Origin of the sequence: Sphingobium sp. MP9-4, assembly GCF_005281675.1 — a bacterium.
In the GTDB taxonomy this organism is placed as follows: domain Bacteria; phylum Pseudomonadota; class Alphaproteobacteria; order Sphingomonadales; family Sphingomonadaceae; genus Sphingobium; species Sphingobium yanoikuyae.
The window spans coordinates 1-17,040 of sequence record NZ_LUFI01000079.1 but is presented as its reverse complement, the minus strand read 5'-3'; the positions used below and the strand labels follow the sequence as shown (position 1 = coordinate 17,040).

General features: G+C 66.3%; 14 protein-coding genes and 1 tRNA gene. 3 read left to right on the top strand and 12 right to left on the bottom strand.

Annotated features, from left to right (window positions below; translation table 11 throughout):
• Together A0U87_RS22645 and A0U87_RS22640 are read right to left on the bottom strand one after the other, a co-directional pair.
• Nucleotides 1-608, bottom strand: a 608-nt coding sequence (locus A0U87_RS22645; RefSeq protein ID WP_137406024.1) for a DNA polymerase Y family protein, incomplete at its 3' end; no start/stop codon positions are given.
• Nucleotides 517-1,335: a hypothetical protein gene (locus A0U87_RS22640; protein ID WP_010335713.1), complete on the bottom strand. Its 819-nt coding sequence runs from the start codon at nt 1,333-1,335 to the stop codon at nt 517-519. The genes A0U87_RS22645 and A0U87_RS22640, both read right to left, overlap by 92 nt.
• A 90-nt stretch (nt 1,336-1,425) precedes the next feature.
• Between A0U87_RS22640 and A0U87_RS22635 the strand changes: the two genes are divergently transcribed.
• Nucleotides 1,426-2,178, top strand: a complete 753-nt coding sequence (locus tag A0U87_RS22635) for an isocitrate lyase/phosphoenolpyruvate mutase family protein (RefSeq protein WP_010335714.1) — start codon at nt 1,426-1,428, stop codon at nt 2,176-2,178.
• A 101-nt stretch (nt 2,179-2,279) separates the two neighbouring features.
• Here A0U87_RS22635 and A0U87_RS22630 read toward each other — a convergent pair whose 3' ends face one another.
• The 5 genes from A0U87_RS22630 to A0U87_RS22610 all read right to left on the bottom strand — a co-directional run bounded on the left by A0U87_RS22630 (nt 2,280) and on the right by A0U87_RS22610 (nt 11,981).
• Entirely contained in the window at nt 2,280-3,917 is a 1,638-nt protein-coding gene (locus tag A0U87_RS22630) for an alpha-L-arabinofuranosidase C-terminal domain-containing protein (protein ID WP_048938076.1), read from the bottom strand.
• 56 nt (nt 3,918-3,973) lie between these two features.
• Nucleotides 3,974-4,780 carry a transglutaminase family protein gene (locus A0U87_RS22625; RefSeq protein ID WP_010335716.1) on the bottom strand — a complete coding sequence of 269 codons (807 nt, stop codon included), beginning with the start codon at nt 4,778-4,780 and terminating at the stop codon, nt 3,974-3,976.
• A 63-nt stretch (nt 4,781-4,843) separates the two neighbouring features.
• On the bottom strand, nt 4,844-5,539 hold the full coding sequence (locus A0U87_RS22620) for a hypothetical protein (RefSeq protein ID WP_010335717.1): 696 nt from the start codon (nt 5,537-5,539) through the stop codon (nt 4,844-4,846).
• 38 nt (nt 5,540-5,577) lie between these two features.
• Nucleotides 5,578-9,798 carry a translocation/assembly module TamB domain-containing protein gene (locus A0U87_RS22615; RefSeq protein WP_048938075.1) on the bottom strand — a complete coding sequence of 1,407 codons (4,221 nt, stop codon included), beginning with the start codon at nt 9,796-9,798 and terminating at the stop codon, nt 5,578-5,580.
• Nucleotides 9,798-11,981, bottom strand: coding sequence for a BamA/TamA family outer membrane protein (locus A0U87_RS22610; RefSeq protein ID WP_048938074.1), 2,184 nt, complete (start codon nt 11,979-11,981; stop codon nt 9,798-9,800). The genes A0U87_RS22615 and A0U87_RS22610 overlap by 1 nt, the downstream gene beginning before the upstream one ends.
• Nucleotides 11,982-12,131: 150 nt before the next feature.
• Between A0U87_RS22610 and recJ the strand changes: the two genes are divergently transcribed.
• Nucleotides 12,132-13,898, top strand: coding sequence for a single-stranded-DNA-specific exonuclease RecJ (gene recJ, locus A0U87_RS22605; protein WP_137406023.1), 1,767 nt, complete (start codon nt 12,132-12,134; stop codon nt 13,896-13,898).
• 101 nt (nt 13,899-13,999) lie between these two features.
• A tRNA-Glu gene (locus A0U87_RS22600) sits at nt 14,000-14,074 on the top strand.
• Between the two features lie 107 nt (nt 14,075-14,181).
• On the opposite strand, the gene A0U87_RS22595 is transcribed toward A0U87_RS22600, so the two are convergent.
• From A0U87_RS22595 to A0U87_RS22575, 5 genes are read right to left on the bottom strand one after another with little or no spacing between them, the layout of a single operon-like run.
• Entirely contained in the window at nt 14,182-14,790 is a 609-nt protein-coding gene (locus tag A0U87_RS22595) for a hypothetical protein (protein WP_185704710.1), read from the bottom strand.
• On the bottom strand, nt 14,778-15,374 hold the full coding sequence (locus tag A0U87_RS22590; RefSeq protein WP_017182823.1) for a hypothetical protein: 597 nt from the start codon (nt 15,372-15,374) through the stop codon (nt 14,778-14,780). The genes A0U87_RS22595 and A0U87_RS22590 overlap by 13 nt, the downstream gene beginning before the upstream one ends.
• Nucleotides 15,371-15,988: a hypothetical protein gene (locus A0U87_RS22585; RefSeq protein ID WP_240700625.1), complete on the bottom strand. Its 618-nt coding sequence runs from the start codon at nt 15,986-15,988 to the stop codon at nt 15,371-15,373. The genes A0U87_RS22590 and A0U87_RS22585 overlap by 4 nt, the downstream gene beginning before the upstream one ends.
• 32 nt (nt 15,989-16,020) lie before the next feature.
• Nucleotides 16,021-16,386: a hypothetical protein gene (locus A0U87_RS22580; RefSeq protein ID WP_017182821.1), complete on the bottom strand. Its 366-nt coding sequence runs from the start codon at nt 16,384-16,386 to the stop codon at nt 16,021-16,023.
• Nucleotides 16,383-16,916 (bottom strand): hypothetical protein, encoded by a 534-nt coding sequence (locus A0U87_RS22575; RefSeq protein WP_017182820.1) that lies wholly within the window; start codon nt 16,914-16,916, stop codon nt 16,383-16,385. The genes A0U87_RS22580 and A0U87_RS22575 overlap by 4 nt, the downstream gene beginning before the upstream one ends.
• Between the last annotated feature and the right edge of the window lie 124 nt (nt 16,917-17,040).

Sequence of the window (17,040 nt, the reverse complement as noted above, 5' to 3'; positions counted from 1 at the left end):
GTGCGCAGTCCGGCGCGGCGGAGCGCCACCGCGCTCTCCGCCTCCAGCTCCAGCGCCTCGACCGGCAGGCGGCGCACCGCCGCATCCTCGTCCGGCGCGGGGGCGGCGGGGAAACGGGCGAGCGCATGGGCGGCCTCGGGCGATGCGGCGATGGCGTGGCGCACGCGCATGCCATGCCGTTCCAGCCGGTCGGTCGCAGCCTGCGCCAGTTCCGCCTCGCCATCCCACAGATGGGCGCAGCCGCTGATGTCGAGCATCAGGCCATGGCCGGAATCGAGCGCGGCATTGGGGGTGTAACGGGCGCAACCGTCGCACAGCCGCTCCAGCCAGTCCTGGTCGCCATGGGGATCGGCCTCGAACACGCGCAGTTCCTGCTCGCGGGCGCGCGCATCGGCCAGCGTCATGCCGGCGGTAAGGCCCGCCGCCAGCGCATCGGCATCCAGCGTCGCGAGCCGCATCGCGCCGCGAACATTTTCCACCACCACCGCGGGCGCATCGCCCTGCGCGGCCCAGAGGTCAGGCCGCGCGATCCGCAGCCGATCGATCGGCAGGAAGGGGAACCAGAGCGCCAGATAGCGGCGCGCCGTCCTGCTGTCCGTCCTGTCCATGCTCATGGCGTTCATGCCGTCCGTCTCCAAAAGCCCCTTTCTCGCCATCCCATATCAGCCGCCAGGCCAGCCCGTCCGGCCCCGCCCGTCGCCGCAACAGGCTGAGGGCGAAGGCACTGTGCCCCGGCGCATTGCCGGGCAGCGGATCGGATGGGGCGGCCGCCACCTGCCAGCGGGTTTCCGCCGCGCTGGGCACCGGATCGCCGCCAACCCGCAGCAGGAAGGCGGTGACGCCCGATTGTTCGGCCGCCAGCGCCAATCGCCGGCTGGCAGTGAGGTCGAGCAGCGGGGCGCGCCCGCGCAATTCGATCAGCAGCGCGCCGAGTGCGGGGCAACGCAGCCCCTCCACCGCCGCGCGCAGCAGCATCGCGTCATCGGCCATCAGCCCGATCAGCAGCCGGGCCGGGTTCAGCCCCAGCGCCGCGAGGCCGGGGCCATAGGGCGATCCGCCCGCCCTGGCCGATGTGGTGGTGCGCAGCCAGAGCAGGGGGGCGTCATCCGCCGCCAGCCGGGCGAGGATCAGCGCCAGGCCGGCCGCCGCTCCTTCCTCCTCGGCCGCGCCGAACAGTTCATGCACCCGCCCGCGCAGGAGGCCGCCGTCGAGCGCCGCGTCCAGCCCGGCATGACCGGTCGCAAGCCGGGCACAGCCGACCGTCAGCGCTGGCGTCCGGTCCAGCGCCGCGATATGCCGCTTCAGCGCGGCGAGACTTTTGATCGACTCGCTCATTGCATTTGTTCCTGATATGTTCTTATTTCACGCCATTGGCTTCCCGAGTCAATCCGCTTGCCAATCCAGAGGACAAAGAAGGATTTCCTGATGACCGACACCGCCCGCAAACGCGCCGATTTCCGTGCCCTGCACCAGGATGGCTTCTTCCTGCTGCCCAATGCCTGGGACGCGGGCAGCGCGGTGCGGCTGGCGAAGAAGGGCTTTCGCGCGATCGCGTCGACCAGTGCCGGCGCGGCCTGGGCGGCGGGCAAGGATGATGGCGAACTGGGCCGCGACGCGGTGCTGGCGCATCTGGAGATGCTGGTTGCGGCGACCGACCTGCCGGTCAATGCCGATTTCGAGAATGGCTTTGCCGATGCGCCCGAGGATGTCGCCGCCAATGTGACGCTGGCGGCGCAGACCGGCATTGCGGCCCTGTCGATCGAGGACTGGTCGGGCGGCGCGCTCTATGACCTGCCGCTGGCGGTGGAGCGGATCGCGGCCGCGCGCGAGGCGATTGACCGGGTCGATCCGGCGCTGATGCTGGTCGGGCGCAGCGAGAATTTCCGCGTGCCCGGCATGGCGCCGAGCGAGAGCATCGCCCGCGCCGTAGCCTATGCGGAGGCGGGAGCCGACTGCCTGTTCGTGCCTTTCCTGCTGGACCATGGCGCCGTCGCCGAACTGGTCGCGGCGGTCGCGCCCAGGCCGGTCAATGTCGTCATCCATGACTATGACGCGGCCGGCATCGCCGCGCTGGCGGCGCTGGGCGTGCGCCGTTGCAGCATCGGCGCCAGCCTGGCCCAGATAAGCTGGGCGGCGTTCGACGATGCGGCCGGGCGGTTGAAGGTGGCCGAGGGGTAAACTTCCCCGTCTCCGTTCGTTTCGAGCCAAGTCGAGAAAACGTAGCGCTTCCCGCTTCTCGACACGCTCGAAGCGAACGGATGTTGGGAGAAGGCTTCGTTCTACTCCACCGTCACCAATGTCACCGACTTGGACGGCAGGGTCAGCGCCACCTGGCCCTGCGCCAGCCGCGCCGGCAGCGGGCCGGGCACGAAGGGATCGGCGCCCTCGAAGCGGATGCGGGTGTCGATGGTCGCGGCGGTCAGCGTCCGGGCGCTGGCCTTGCGCCAGGCGCCCCCTTTCAGGTCGATGCGCACCGGCCGGGCGGCGGCGGGGTCGAGATTGACGATGCTAAGATGCAGCGCGCCCGCCGCATCTTTCGACGCCGACACGCTGAGCCCCGGCAGCCGCACCGCGCCCGCGACATAGTCGGGCGCCTGCACATCGACCGGGATCATCGTCGCATTCTGATGGACCTTGTAGAGGTCGAACACATGCCAGGTCGGCGTCACCACCATCTTGGCGCCCTGCGTCAGCACCAGCGACTGGATGACATTCACCATCTGCGCGACATTGGCCATGCGCACCCGGTCGGCATGATTATTGAAGATGTTGAGGCTCATCCCGGCGATCACCGCGTCGCGCAGCGTGCTTTCGAGGTAGAGCTGCGAGGGCGCGTCCTTCTCGCTGTCGAACCAGGCGCCCCATTCGTCGACCGCGATCGCCACCTGCTTCTTGGGATCATAGCGGTCCATGATCGCGGCATGGCGGCGGATCAGTTCGTCGGTCAGATGGGCGCGGGCCAGTGCGGAGGCCCATTGGTCGGTGCCGAACCCGATATTGCGCCCCTTGTTGCGCCAGTCATTGCCGGCGAAGCTGTAGAAATGGAGCGAGAGGCCCCACATCAGCGGACGTTCGGTGTTGTAGGCGAGCGGCGTGGGGTTGGGGCGCCATTTCATCGCCTGCGCCATGACCTTTTCGGTCCATTCATAATCGTCGGTATCCGCACCCACCGCGATCAGCTTCGGCCGCTCGCCCGAATAGGCGCGCAGGAAGGCGGCATAATGACGGAAGGCGGTGGCATAGGTGTCGGCGGTCATGTTGCCGCCACAGCCCCAGCTTTCATTGCCCACACCGATGAAGGGCACGGCCCAGGGCGCGGCATGGCCATTGGCGGCGCGCTCTTTGCCCGGCTGGCTGTCGGCCGGCGCGGTCATGTACCGCATCCAGTCGTCCGCCTCGCGCACGCTGCCCGATCCGACATTGACCGACACGAAGGCCTTGGCGCCGATCTGGTCCAGGAAATCCATATATTCATGGGTGCCGAACGCATTGGTTTCGGCCGACTTGTCCCAGGCGGCGTTGATGCCGGCAGGGCGCTGCGCGGCCGGGCCGATGCCGTCGCGCCAATGATAGCCATCGGCAAAGCAGCCGCCCGGCCAGCGGATCACCGGCACCTTCACCTGGCGCAGCGCGGCGACCACATCGCTGCGGATGCCGCGCACATTGGGGATGGGGCTGCCTGGCCCGACCCATATGCCTTCATAGACGCCGCGGCCCAGATGCTCGACGAACTGGCCATAGATATTGGGATCGATGGTGGCGCCGGGCTTGCCGGTGTCGACGGTCAGGACGGCGCTGCCGCCGGGCGCAGCCGCCGGGGCCGATGCGCCGGCAAGACCGGCGAGCAAGCCCGCCGTCGCCGCCAGCAGCGCCCGCCGCGTTCGCACCCAAGCCCGTCCCGAAAGCTGCACGCTCATGCCATCCCCTTCCTCAATTTGTCTGAGTATAGGCTAGGCGGGCGGCAGGGCCGGGATCAAGGGGCCGTAACGTCCTTGGGTTCTTCCATCCGCGTCACATGGATCGCCTGTTCGTTCATCTGGGCGCTGCCGAAGATGGTCATGAAGGCGATGTCGGTGGCGTCGCGGCCGACGGCGATGCGGACCATCCCCTCGATCGGGGCCAACCCCGTCGCGTCGACCATATGCCAGGCGCCGTCCAGCCACACCTCCACCACCGCGTGGAAATCGGGCGGATCGAGATCGGCGGCATAGACCGACACCAGCCGGGCTGGAATGTCGCGCGCGCGGATCAGCGCGGCGGTGAGGTGCGCGAAGTCGCGGCACACGCCACGCTGGGCGACGAACGTGTCGGCGGCAGTGGTGGTGATATCCGAACTGCCCGGCACATATTGCAGATTGTCATGCACCCAGCCGACCAGCGCCTGCACCAGCGGGCCGCCGTCCAGCCCTTCGAAATGGCCGCAGACGAAGCTGACGAACCTGTCCGCCTCGCAATAGCGGCTGGGCCAGATGAAGGGCAGCACATCCTGCGGCAGGCTGGGCAAGGGCGAGCGGGCGAGCGAGAAGAGATCGGGCGCGGGCCGATCGACATCGACCAGCGCCTTGTAGCGGCTCAGCATCCGCCCGGTGCCGCTGCGCGTCCAGGTGCGCCGGCCGATCGCGCTGCCGCCCATGAGGTTGGTCAAAGGCCCGGCATTGTCGATGATGTGCGATTGTTCGACGATGCGCTGATCGGCCATGGCGGCGGCCTCGACGGCCATCAATACGTCGGTCGGCCCGGAAAATTCATAGTCGAGGGTCGCTTCGATCGCGAGACGCATGGCCATCCTTCAGGAGAGATTCGGCAAGATGTCATCCTGCCGATGCTGCAGGCCGCTGTCGCGCTATTCCGGCAGCTTGCCGAACGGCAGCAGCTTGCGCGCCTGGGCGGCGGCGGCCTTGCCATTGCCGGCGCGCAGCGCGGGCAGGATGGCGGCGGCATTGCGCTTCATCAACTGGTCGAGCGGGGCGGGGGCAGGGGCATTGGCCGCCCGTTCGGCCAGCGCCAGTGCGCCGGCGACATCATTATGATCGGCGCGGATGCGCATCAATGCGGCCAGGCCCGAGTAGAAGGCGCGGTTGCCGCCCAGCGCGACCGCTTTGCCCAGGGCGGCCTCACCCACCTGCTCCTTCGCGCCCAGCACGGTGCGGGCGATGAAGCTGCCAAGCTGGTCGATCGCGTCGAGATGCCAGCCGGCGATCACCATCTGTGCCTCGGCATCACGTGGGTTGCGGGCGGCCAAAGCCTCGAACGCGGAAAGCGAGCTGCGCGCATCGGCTCGGCTGCGGGTCAGCTTGGCGCGATAGCCGATCGCGACCGCGCGTTGCAGCACCGCCTCATGATCATTGGGGGCGGTCATCAATATGCGGTCGGCGGCGCTGATGGCCTGACCGATGAGGCTGAGCGCCCGCGCCTTGTCGCTGGTCTGGAAGGCCGCCGCAGTCAGCAGCTCGCGCGGGGTTTCCGCCAGCGCGGCTGGCGCTGCGGAGAGGGCAACGGCACAGATGATCGGACGGCAGAGCGACGGGGCGAAGGGCACATATTCTCCTGTTGTGGCGGCGCCACCCTGGCGCCGGATCAATAGTCCCTGGAATAACGAAGTGCGGCGGAAGATCCCGCATTGGTGCCGGTCTTCGACAGGATGCTCAGCGTCTTCGACAGGGCGACTTCCAACTGGGTGGCGGTGAAGCCCTTCGAGTCTGTCACGACCTCCACATAGATATTGTTGGAGATATGCTGGCCGACGGCGAGCGACGTGCCGCGCCCGGTATCCTCATCACCGCCGACGATGCCGATCCGGTCGAGGCCCGATGCGCCCTGCAGCTTGCCCATCGGGTTGAGCCCGCCACTGCCGCCGCGCAGGCCGTTGAGCGCGGCCGCCAACTGGATCGCCTGGGTGGCGGACAGATTGGCGACATTGTCACCGAACAGGATGCGCGAGAGAATCTCGTCCTGCGGCAGGGTTGGCGTCGACACAAATGTGATGTCGGGCTGCTGCGCGGTGCCGGCGACGGCGATGCCGGCGCTGACATCGTCAATCTCGGTCAGCGCCTTGATTGCCAGCGTCGGGTTCATCATGTCGCCATTGAAGGTGATGACGCCCTGATCCAGGTCGAACTGATGGCCCGAGAAGCTGTAGCGGCCGCGGATCACCTCGATCTTGCCGCTGACGCGCGGCTTGGTCGCGGTGCCGGTGACGCGCATGTCGGTCTTCCATTCGGAATCGAGGCCCATGCCGGTCACATAGATCTGGTTGTCGGCGCGCAGGCGGATGTCGAGTTTCCAGTTGGTCGGCGATGCCGCGGCGGCCTTGCGGTCAGCGATGCGCTGCGCCAGCACATCCTGGCCCTCGCCCTTGCGGCGGACGCCCTGCAATTCGCGAATCTCGGTGCCACCCTGCCAGGCGACGCGATAGCGGGTCTCGGGCAGCGACAGGTCGCCCTTGATCAGGCCGCCATTTTCCGCGCTGTTGGTGATGTTGAGGGTGCCGCTGACCACGCTGGTGATCGCTTCGCTGCGGGCGAGGCGGGCATGGTCCATCTTGACCGCGATGTTCATCGGGAAGCCGCTGTCGGCGGCCAGGCCGACGGTGCCGCTGGCCTGGACCGTGCCGTTGCCGGCGCGGCCGGAAAAGTCGCGAATGTCGAGCCGGTCGTTGGTGAAGCGGCCGTCGAGCTTCATCTGGGTGACGCGGGTGCCGAAGCTCGTATTGTCATAGGTCAGCGCATTGGCGCGGACCAGGCCGTTAAGCTGCGGCGCGGTCAGTCGGCCGCCGAAATCGGCCGCGACCGCGATGCCGCCGCTCAGCCGCTGATCGGCAAGGCCGGCGAAGGAGAAGAGCACGTCGGCCGGGCCGGCATAGCGAATGCCGCCGCCCAGCGGCGCAGCCATCAGCTGTTCCGACCAGTTGGCGCCCGGTCCCGGCGGGGCCATGGTGGCGACGAAGCGGCCGATCGTGCTGTTGCCCTTGCGGATGAGGCCGCGCATGTCGCCGCCGGCGGAGGACAGCTTGCCCTCGACATTCATCGACACTGCGTCGGACACGGCGGCCAGGCTCGACCGGCGGAAATCGCTGATCGCCAGGTGCGTGGTCGCGGTCGGGAAGGCGGTTCCGCTCTGGCTGTAATCGACCATGCCGGTCGCCTTGCCGCCGATGCCCAGGCCCGGATTTGCGACATTGGCGATGGCGAGGTCGAAATCCTTGAAGCGGGCCTGCAGCGCCGTGTCCGTGCCGAAATGGCCAGCCAGATCGACCTTGCCCTGCGGCAGCACCAGGCTGACCGGTTCCAGCCGATAGCCGGTCTTTTCAGCGCGGATGATCGCCGGCTGGTTCAGGCGGAAATCGACATTGCTGGCCTTGCCCTGCAGCGCGACGGCATAGAGGTCGGGGCGCAGCGCGGCGTTGACCGCGACCGAGAAGGGCACGCCGCTGGAGCCGTCGGCGACCAGCTGGGCCTTGCCGCGCCCACCCTGATAATCGAGCTTTGCCCGCGCCTTGCGCACGACATAGTCGCCATAGGCGGCGTTCGCCATCTGCACGTCGGCGATCACCTTGGGCTGGTCGCTCAGCAGCATGGAGGCGGTGACGACGGCGCGGCCGATGACGATGTCGGCCTCGCCCGGCAGCTTGGCATTGCTGGCGGTCGCGTTGACGTCGACGCCCTGTAGCTTGCCGACGGCATTGAGTTTCACCGCACCGGTGATGCCAGACCCGTTCATCGCCAGCTGGCCGGTGAAGGGGCCGGCATTGGACTGCTGGATGCGGCCGTTCATGTCGACCCCGGCGAAGCGCGCCTTGGTCACGTCGATCGTCAGCGGGCCTTGCGCGGTGCGGATCAGCACATTGGCGAAGAAGGGGCCATAGGGCGATCCGCCGGTGGCATCGAGGCGATAGCCGGCCGGTTCGCCATTCAGCTTGGCAACGACATCGGTCAGCTGCACGCCGACATTGGGGCGCGGCGCGCGCAGCACCGCCTGCGGCCGGTCCGCTGTGCCGCGCACGGTCAGGAACAGCGGGCCATATTGTTTCGAATAGGCTTCGGTGTCGAAAGCGAGCTGGCCGTTGGTGTCATAGCTGCCCGAACCGGACTTGATCTGGAAATTGGGCGCGGCACCCTTGAGCACCGCCAGGGTGAACCTGCCCTCCGGCGTCATGCCGATCCGGCCGGACATCACAGCATTGCCGCCCAGGAAGTCGCGGACCGAGGCATTTTCCCAGCGCGCGGTGCGCACGCCGAACATCCCCGACAGGCCGAAGCCGCCCTTGGGTCCGGGGATCAGCTTGACGTCGGTGTTGAGGTTGACGATGCCGACGCCGTCGATCCGATAGTCGTTGACCCGGCCTTTCAGCGCGCCACGATAGATGGCGTTGTCGAGATCGGCGAGGATGATGGCGGTGGCGTCGATCTTGTCGCTGTCGAGCTTGAGATTGTCGCTGATCAGCTTGCCGCCGGCATAGGCAAAATCGCCCTTCACCCGCAAATTGGTCATCAGGCCGCCGGCGGCGGCATTGAGGCCGGTGACGCGCTTCGCGGTCGCATTGACCGGGATGCGGATGCGGTCGGCGTCGATCACGGCGCGGCCGCTGGCCTTCAGATTCTCGATGCCGGTGGCGTCGAAGGCGAGGGACGTGGCGCTGATGTCATAATCGATGAAGGGCGTCGCCATCGGCCCGTCGAGGATGATCGAGGCACGGACATCCTTGCCCTTCACCTTGTCCATGAAGGCGCCCGGCTGCAGCAGCGAGGCATTGATCTTGAGCGCGCTGAATGTGCTCTTGCCCAGGTCCGCCAGACCCTGCGCATCGGCCGACATGGCGGGTGAGCGCAGCGACCCCTTGAGGTTGACGCGCCGTTCGTTGAGGCCGGCGAACAGGTCGACATCGAGCTGCGGCCGGGTCAGCCGGTCGGCAATGTCGCCATAGACGAGGCCGGGGCGCAGCGGCCCCTTGGCGGTGAAGCTGCCGTCGCGGGCGGCGAGCGCGATATTGGCCAGTTCGCCCCTGGGCGTGGTGGCGATCAGCTTGCCGTTCCAAGCCTGCCAGGTGCCCTTGCCGTCGAGCGAGGCGGTCATGCCGTCGGGCAGGCCGCTCATCGCCGCGATCACGCCGCCCTTGGGCGCGGTCAGCGTGCCGCTCATCGCCAGGCGATTCTGTGCCGGCACCGCGTCCAGCTTCGCCTGCAGCCGATCGCCGCTGTCGACCACCGCATTGGCGGACAGCTGGGCACGGCCGTCGGCGATATGGACGACGCTGTCGATCGCGATCTCACGCTTCTGGCCGATCACGGGCTTGGCGAGCAGGAAACGGTCGAGCCGCATCCGGTCGACGTCGATGTCGAGGTCGGGCAGGATCGGCGCATTGGGATCGGTCGGGGTCTGGTTGAATTGCGGGCTGCGCGCCAGCACCACCAGCGGGCTTTCCAGATTCTGCACCGAAATATGGTTCTGGAGGTAGCGGAACGGGCGCCAGACGACATGCACCCTGGGGCTGACCGCGAACACGCCCTTGGGATCGCGCAGGATCAGGTCGTGGATGGTCATGTCGCTATAGATCGATCCCTCGATCCGGCCGACCTCGATCCCCATGCCCGATTCCATCTTGAGCGCGGCGATCTGCTTGATGAGGAAGCTTTTGCCCGGCTGGGTATCGAGGAACAGCAGCAGCCCCGCGACCAGCACCACGAGCCCGACGATCAGGCCGGCCAGGCCGATGGCGATCTTCTGCCACAGCGGGCGGCCCTGGCGGATCACCACGGTCTCGGTCGCTTCGGGCGCGGGGGGAGGGGTATTTTCCGCCATCAGAAGGCCTGTCCGATACCGATGTAGAGGGCGAATTTGGATTCGCCGGGCTGGCGGTTGATCGGCATGGCTATATCTGCGCGGAAGGGTCCGAAATTGGTGTAGAAACGTCCGCCCAGGCCCACGCCATAGCGGATGTCGGAAAATTGCGGGATCTGGCTTTCATAGACCTGGCCCGCATCGACGAAGGCGACGACGCCATAATTGCCGAAGCGATAGCGGCCCTCGACCGCGAATTCATTGACTGATCGGCCGCCGATCGGATCATTGTTCGCGTCCTTTGGCCCCAGTTCCTGATAGCCATAGCCGCGCACCGACCCGCCACCGCCGGCATAGATGCGCCGCGAAGGGGCGACATCGTCGCGGGCGACGCCGTTGATCGTGCCGATCTTGGTCCGCGCCGCCAGCACGAAACTGTCGGAAATCGGATAATAGCCGGCCAGGTCGAAGCTGGCGCGGACATAGGGCGAGACATTGCCCTGCAAGGACGCCTCGGGCGACACGCGCAGATTGGCGCGAAAGCCGCTGGTGGGGTTGAGCAGGTCGTTGGAGCGGTCATAGCCGACCTGCACCGGCAGGGCGCCGATGAAATAGGTCAGCCGCTTGTTTTCGCCGCTTTCGTCGATCGTGGTATTTTCGTTCGAAAGCAGGATTTCGCCGCCATAGGTATAGGTCCAGCGCTTCTGGAAGATCGGTGTCGATTGGCGCGACCAGCTGGCATTGAGGCCCAGGGTGAAGGCTTCATAGGCGTCATATTTCTGATGGTTGACGCCGGCGCCCGCCTGGAAGGTCTTGTCGCGCTTGCCCGCATTGGACCGGCGGAAGGTGCCCGATACGCCCTGTTCCTGGGTGCCGGCGATGACGCTGGCGATCAGCGCGCCTTCGGGCGGGAACAGGTTGCGATGGGTCCAGCTGCCTTCGGCGCGGAAGCCCTGTCCGGTGCCATAGCCCAGTTCGCCCGCCAGCCGCCGGGCCGGGCCGGCTTCCTGATCGACATGCAGGTCGACATATTCGGTGCCATCCGGGCCGGGCTCGCCGGTCTGGACCGGATCGACGGCGACGCTGGCGAACAGGCCGGTCGCGACCAGCGCCTTGCGCAGATCATCGACCTTGCGGCTGTCATAAAGGTCGCCTTTGTCGAAGCGGGCGATCACCGCCATATGGTCGGCGCCGAACGCCTGCTTCTCGCCGCTGGTGGTGATGGTGCGGAATGTGCCGCGCGGGCCTGGCTCGACCGGCAGCGTATAGTCGCCGGTCACGGTCGCGGGATCGAGCAAGATGTCGCGGTCGCCGATCCTGGCGAAGGCATAGCCCTGTTCCGGCAGCTTGAGCGCGACATTGGCCTCCGCCGCCTCGACCGCGGTGGCGACGATATAGTCGCCGGTCTTCAAGGTCAGGCTGTCGCGGATCAGGCCGGGCGGGATGGTCTCGGGCGCATGGATGACGATCTCGTTGATCTTGTAGCGCTTGCCCGGCGTCACCGACAGGATCGCCTTCAGCGTGCCATCCTGCTGCTGGTCGAGCGAGGCGAGGGCGGTGGCATCATAATAGCCCTCCGAATGGAACAGCCGCACCGCCAGTTGCTCGTCGGCCTGGGCGCGCTGCTGCACCATCGATGCGGTCTCGGCCTTGCCCTTGCCGTCGACCAGGGCGGATGCGGCACGGAACTCATCCTCCAGACCGGTCTTGCCGAAACCGTCGAGCTGGGTCGCGTAGCGGACCTCGGGCGTCTTTTCGTCGCTGTCATCATCGGCGACATTTTCGGGCACGGTCACGCTGTCGAGCGCGGGCAGCGGCTGGGCCAGTTCGGTTTCGACCGGCGGCTCGGTGGCGGGGGGCAGTTCGGCGCCGGTCGCGGGTGCGGTCGCGGGCGCCGTGCCGCTGGCCGGCGCGCTGCCCTGGGCACTGCCCTGGGCCGGCATCTGCTGGTCGAGCCAGTCGTCGATCGAGGGCAAGGGGGCCTTGCTGTCGGTCCCGCTATTGCTGGCCTTGTCGTCGACGCTGCCGGCGCCGGGCAGGCGCGCGTTGAACTCGTCGTCGGGCAGGATCGGTTCTTCGTCGGCGGGCGCTGTGGTGCTGGGGGCGCTGGCCGGAACCGTCTGCGCCATCAGGGGCAGGGGAGAGGCGGCTGCCATGATCATGCCCAGCGCATGCCGAACATATCTCGCCTGCCGCTTCTTCATCTGTCTGCGATGCCCCTTTCGCACCGGGCATCCCATATGTCCGGCAAACAGGCAATACGCCCAATGACTTGCAACGGTTCCGCCTGCGTGACGATTTCGCCCGGCGGCGCGGCGCTTCCATCGGTGCCCCCGCCGGTCTAGAGCCGCTTCATGACATTTGCGCTCAACATCGCCCGATCGATCACTGGCCAGCCCTGGCGCTGGCGCGGCCTGGGGGCGGACGCGCGTTCGCCCGGCTATCAGCCCGACGATCTGGTGGCGCAGCTGCTGCTGGCGCGCGGCTGTCCGCCCGACGGGGTGGAGGCGCATCGCAATCCCACCATCCGCCATTTCATGCCCGACCCCAGCCTGTTCCGCGACATGGACGCGGCGGCCGAGCGGCTGGCCGATGCGGTCCAGCGCGGCGAGGATGTGCGCATCTTCGGTGATTATGACGTCGATGGCGCGACCAGCGCGGCGCTGCTGATCCGGTTGCTGCGTGACATTGGCCTGGATGCCCGGCCTTATATCCCTGACCGGCTGATGGAAGGCTATGGCCCGTCGGGCGAGGCGCTGGTGCGGCTTGCGGGGGATGGCGCGCAACTGATCGTCACCGTCGATTGCGGCGCGCAGGCGTTCGAGGCGCTCGACATGGCGAAGGCGGCCGGGGTCGACGTCGTCGTCGTCGACCATCATAAATGCGCAGCGGCGCTGCCGGTGGCGCTGGCGCTGGTCAATCCCAACCGGCTGGACGAAAATGCGGGCGCGGCCGTCCATGGCCATCTCGCCGCCGTCGGCATGGCCTTCCTGCTGGGTGCGGCCCTGCTGCGGACGTTGCGCGCGCGCGGCTGGTTTGCGACCCGGCCGGAACCGGCGATCATGGAGTTGCTCGACATCGTCGCGCTCGGCACCGTCGCCGACGTCGCGCAGCTCAAGGGGCTCAACCGCGCCTTCGTGGCGCAGGGGCTCAAGGTCATGGCCAAGCGGCGCAATATCGGCCTTGCCGCGCTGATGGACGCCAGTCGCCTCAATCGTGCGCCGCTCTGCCATGATCTGGGCTTTGCCCTCGGCCCGCGCATCAATGCCGGCGGGCGCGTCGGCAAGGCGGATCTGGGGGTGCGGCTGCTGACCACCGAAGATCCGGCCGAGGCCGCGCGAATCGCCGCCGAACTGGATCGACTGAACGAGGAACGGCGCGCGATCGAATCGATCGTGCAGGAACAGGCGGAGGCCTTGCTGGCGGCGCAGGACAATCGCGCCGTGGTGCTGGTCGCCGGGCCGGGCTGGCATCCCGGCGTTATCGGCATCGTTGCCGGGCGGCTCAAGGAACGGGCCGGCCGTCCCGCCATCGTCGTCGCGCTGGACGAGGATGGCGTGGGCAAGGGGTCGGGCCGCTCCATTTCCGGCGTCGATCTGGGCGCGGCGGTGCTGGCGGCCAAGGATAGCGGCCTGCTGGTCGCGGGCGGCGGCCATGCGATGGCGGCGGGGCTCACCGTGATGGCGGACAAGGTCGATGCGCTGGCCGACTTCCTGGATGATCGCCTGTCAGCTGCCGTTGCCCGTGCGCGGGATGGGCGCGCGCTGCTGATCGACGCGGTGCTGGCGCCGGCCGGGGTCAATCCCGACTTCGTCGCCGCGATCGAGGCGGGCGGCCCCTATGGCGCAGGCTGGCCCGCGCCGTTGATCGCCGCCGGGCCGATGCGGGTGATTCGCGCCGATGTGGTCGGCAATGGTCATTTGCGGGCGATCATGGCGGGCGATGATGGCCGGTCGATCAAGACGATCGCCTTCCGCCAGGCCGAGTCGGAACTGGGTCAGGCGATTCTGGGTGCGCCGCGCGACCGCCGCCTGTGGGTGGCGGGCCGTGCGAAGATCGACGACTGGGGCAGCCGACCCGCCGCAGAGCTGCATCTGGAGGATGCCGCCTGGGCCGATTGAGAAAGATTGCAATTTTCTTGCGCAAAGGGGGTTGACCCTTTCGCCGGTCCCGCCTAATTGCGCCCTCGCTTCGCAGCGCTGCCACGGCGGCGACAACGAACGGCCCCTTCGTCTAGCGGTTAGGACGCGGCCCTTTCACGGCTGAAACACGGGTTCGATTCCCGTAGGGGTCACCATATTTTTCAATGGCTTAGGCGACTGCCTGAGAAAGTTGTCAAATATAGGTCAAATAAGCATGCAGGAGCATGCTGGGAAAATCTGACACGCCTGTGGATTTCCTTTTTCAATTTTCCATATCGATAGTGTCTCGGTCTGCGTTTGGCCTGAGCTGGAAATTTCTGATTCCCTTTCCCCCGCTCAGGTAATCGGCGAGCAACTCTGCCTTGGCCGCACGCCACATCCTTCGCCGCTCTGCTTCCGGCTCGGGCGGCAGGATCATCGAAAATGGACTGGTTGAACGTAGTGTCCTCCCGGTCGGGGACTTCTGGAGCATATAGGCGATGATCTCATCGATGGATCGCCTCAATAGAAAGCGCCATGCCCTATTCCCGATGGTCGCGCGATGGCTTGCCAGCTGCCGGTCATTCTCCGCCTTCGCCTGAATGATGAGCTCCGGATTGGCCCGAAGCGCGGCGACATGACGGCGGGCAAGGATGAGCTTCCGCCTCTCGCCTATGTCGTGCGCGTTCAGCTCATAGGGCGGCGGCTCCTCGATTTCCCGCGTCCAGTACCGGCAAGGCAGATGAGCGATCCCGAAGGCGTTGATCTCGGCCTGGGGGTATCCATTTTCTATCAGCCAATCCTGCAAGCTCTGCCCCTCACCAAGAGTGAGGGGCTTGGGAAAGCCATAGCGCCAGCCATGGGGCGGATCGATCATCGTCACTTTACGCATGAGCCGCCCTCCTTCTGAAAGCTGATCCAGGCGTTCCATGCATCATGGCAGCCACTATCCGAACAGACGTCGCGTGCCTGGCCGGTAAACCCATTTATCGACAGCCGGCGTGCTGGAAGCAGGATATGGATGTGAGCGGCATTTGATGAACCCGCCAAATAGGGCAGATGGAGTACCATCAGTGCGGCCAACTGCTCCTGACGGACAAAGTAGCTTCGCACCCATGCCCGCACCTGCTCCCATCCCACATGCGGTGGCTGATCTGATGGCAGTGTCAGGGTGAATTGGGCGTATCCGGTCCGCTCAGCCGCGGGCAGCATCGCATCGTAGCGCTGCAGCAGATAGCTGAGGTCCATATATTCACCGCTGGCTGCGTCAGGCAGCAGCAAATCATGACGCGATGCCTTGTGCCCGGCAGGCGTCAGCTTCGCCATAACCATGTCGGCTATTCCGGCACGATGTACATCCTGTTTGTAGAAGTAGCGGATATATTTGAAGCTGCCGTCATCGGCAGGATCCAGCGTGAAGCAGGACAGCATCTCTGGCTGATCGGCCGTGGCAGGCTTCGATTTGGCTTTGCTCATGCCGCCTCCTGCCACTGCGTGCTGGTCTGCGCCGCCAGCGAGAGACCGGCTTCAAAGCGCCGGGCATCGGGGCAAGGCGCATGGGTGGAGAATTGCAGGCCGCGCCGGTGTGCCAGGATGAATGGCTGATCGACTTCATCGGGCGGGCAGAACCAGTAGCGGTCCTCAAACCATGCGCGCTGATAGCCGGTAAACCACTGATCGTCTTTGCAGCGATAAATGTCGTATTTCGCGACTGGACCAGAGAAGCGCGCGAGCAGCAGGTCCATGCCATACTGCAGGGTGACTGCGCTAACGTCATACAGCCCAATGTTCGGACCGGTCCGGGTCCCGACGATCAGGAGATTGGCGCCTTCCAGTAGCACGCCATGCCGCGCGCCCGGGAAGCGCTGCTCCGGGCTGAAGTCGATCGGCCCGCCAATATCCGCCGCCAGCATCATGATGCCGCGATAGGTCGCGGCTTTGATCCACGGCAAGCCGTTCGCGCTCCCGAAGGAGCGCGGTGTAACATTATTCTGCATTTGTAAGACTTTCGCGTTGAGGGCGCGCGGCAGCCGAGCGGTGCCGCGCCTTGCCCCTTTTTCATTCCATTTTTGCTCAGCTGCCTGAGCCACTTCAAACTTGGCCTTCGCCGCAGCAGCGGCGCCTACTCGTCCGAGATGTTCCCCGGCTTCATGTAAACCGTGACCACCGGCGGCCTGACTGGCTTGGAAAAGCCGTGGCCGTGGACCGGGCAGAGAGTGGCAACGATGCGATTCCGCATCAGCATTTCACCCGGATCGCCGCATTTTTGGCAGGTAAACTTGGACTGCTCTTCGGCCGCGGCGATATAGGGTCTTGCTTCGGGAACCATGGGCTCGAGATGAATCCGGAGCGATCCGAATTTTTCCTTCGCCTCGTCCACGCTGACATTGAGGCCGGCCGCCGCGAGATCAGACAGGAGGTCGCGGTAGAGCTGCGCCCAGCCAACCGGCAGGTGGTCCAGCCATAGGAGATTGTCGTTCCCGCTCATGCGTAATGTCCTCCGATGGTCAATTCCCAGTGGCGCCTAGCGGTCCAGAAGCCGAGCCTTTCTGCTTCTGCGGTTGACCAGGGCAGAGTTGGCAGCGGACAGATGCCGCCGCGATCGACCATGAATGCGCGCATCTCGTCGCCGCCATCAGGATTTGTGACCAGGTGGATCGGCCCGCCGGGTTCCTGAAGCCACATCCCGAGGCTCGTGATGATCTGAACCTCACCATCGCGCCACAGCAACAGCGTGATGTAGTTGCCGGCCTGCTTTCCTGAGACGTGGCTCGGCTCGACCAGGAGAAGATCAGTTCGACACTCGGCAACGGCTTTGATGAGGGCGGTGAGCGAGAGCTTCTTTTGCCAGTGCGCCATCACGATGTTGGCGCGGTCGGCATATTCGAAGTCCGCTAGCACGGACGGCATTGGCGATGTGCAAGGCTCGACCATCCAGCCGACCATCCCGGCGAATGCGCGAGCGGCCTCCTTCGCAAGCGCGATGCGCTTGCGGTCTTCTTCACTGACATAGATCATTTGATGTCAATCGGCGTGCAAACGGGACCCCCGATCGGCGCGCAAAAGGGACCCCTTTTCAAGGATGGCAGGAAGGTCGAGGAACGCGCCTTGCGCAGCGCGCGGCGTAGGGAGGGCGGAGCCC

What these genes read in the sequence shown, in the direction of transcription:
- A0U87_RS22640 (WP_010335713.1), bottom strand. Translation starts at nt 1,335, where the DNA reads ATGAGCGAGTCGATCAAAAGTCTCGCCGCGCTGAAGCGGCATATCGCG.
- A0U87_RS22635 (WP_010335714.1), top strand. Translation starts at nt 1,426, where the DNA reads ATGACCGACACCGCCCGCAAACGCGCCGATTTCCGTGCCCTGCACCAG.
- A0U87_RS22630 (WP_048938076.1), bottom strand. Translation starts at nt 3,917, where the DNA reads ATGAGCGTGCAGCTTTCGGGACGGGCTTGGGTGCGAACGCGGCGGGCG.
- A0U87_RS22625 (WP_010335716.1), bottom strand. Translation starts at nt 4,780, where the DNA reads ATGCGTCTCGCGATCGAAGCGACCCTCGACTATGAATTTTCCGGGCCG.
- A0U87_RS22615 (WP_048938075.1), bottom strand. Translation starts at nt 9,798, where the DNA reads ATGGCGGAAAATACCCCTCCCCCCGCGCCCGAAGCGACCGAGACCGTG.
- A0U87_RS22610 (WP_048938074.1), bottom strand. Translation starts at nt 11,981, where the DNA reads ATGAAGAAGCGGCAGGCGAGATATGTTCGGCATGCGCTGGGCATGATC.
- recJ (WP_137406023.1), top strand. Translation starts at nt 12,132, where the DNA reads ATGACATTTGCGCTCAACATCGCCCGATCGATCACTGGCCAGCCCTGG.
- A0U87_RS22595 (WP_185704710.1), bottom strand. Translation starts at nt 14,790, where the DNA reads ATGCGTAAAGTGACGATGATCGATCCGCCCCATGGCTGGCGCTATGGC.
- A0U87_RS22590 (WP_017182823.1), bottom strand. Translation starts at nt 15,374, where the DNA reads ATGAGCAAAGCCAAATCGAAGCCTGCCACGGCCGATCAGCCAGAGATG.
- A0U87_RS22580 (WP_017182821.1), bottom strand. Translation starts at nt 16,386, where the DNA reads ATGAGCGGGAACGACAATCTCCTATGGCTGGACCACCTGCCGGTTGGC.
- A0U87_RS22575 (WP_017182820.1), bottom strand. Translation starts at nt 16,916, where the DNA reads ATGATCTATGTCAGTGAAGAAGACCGCAAGCGCATCGCGCTTGCGAAG.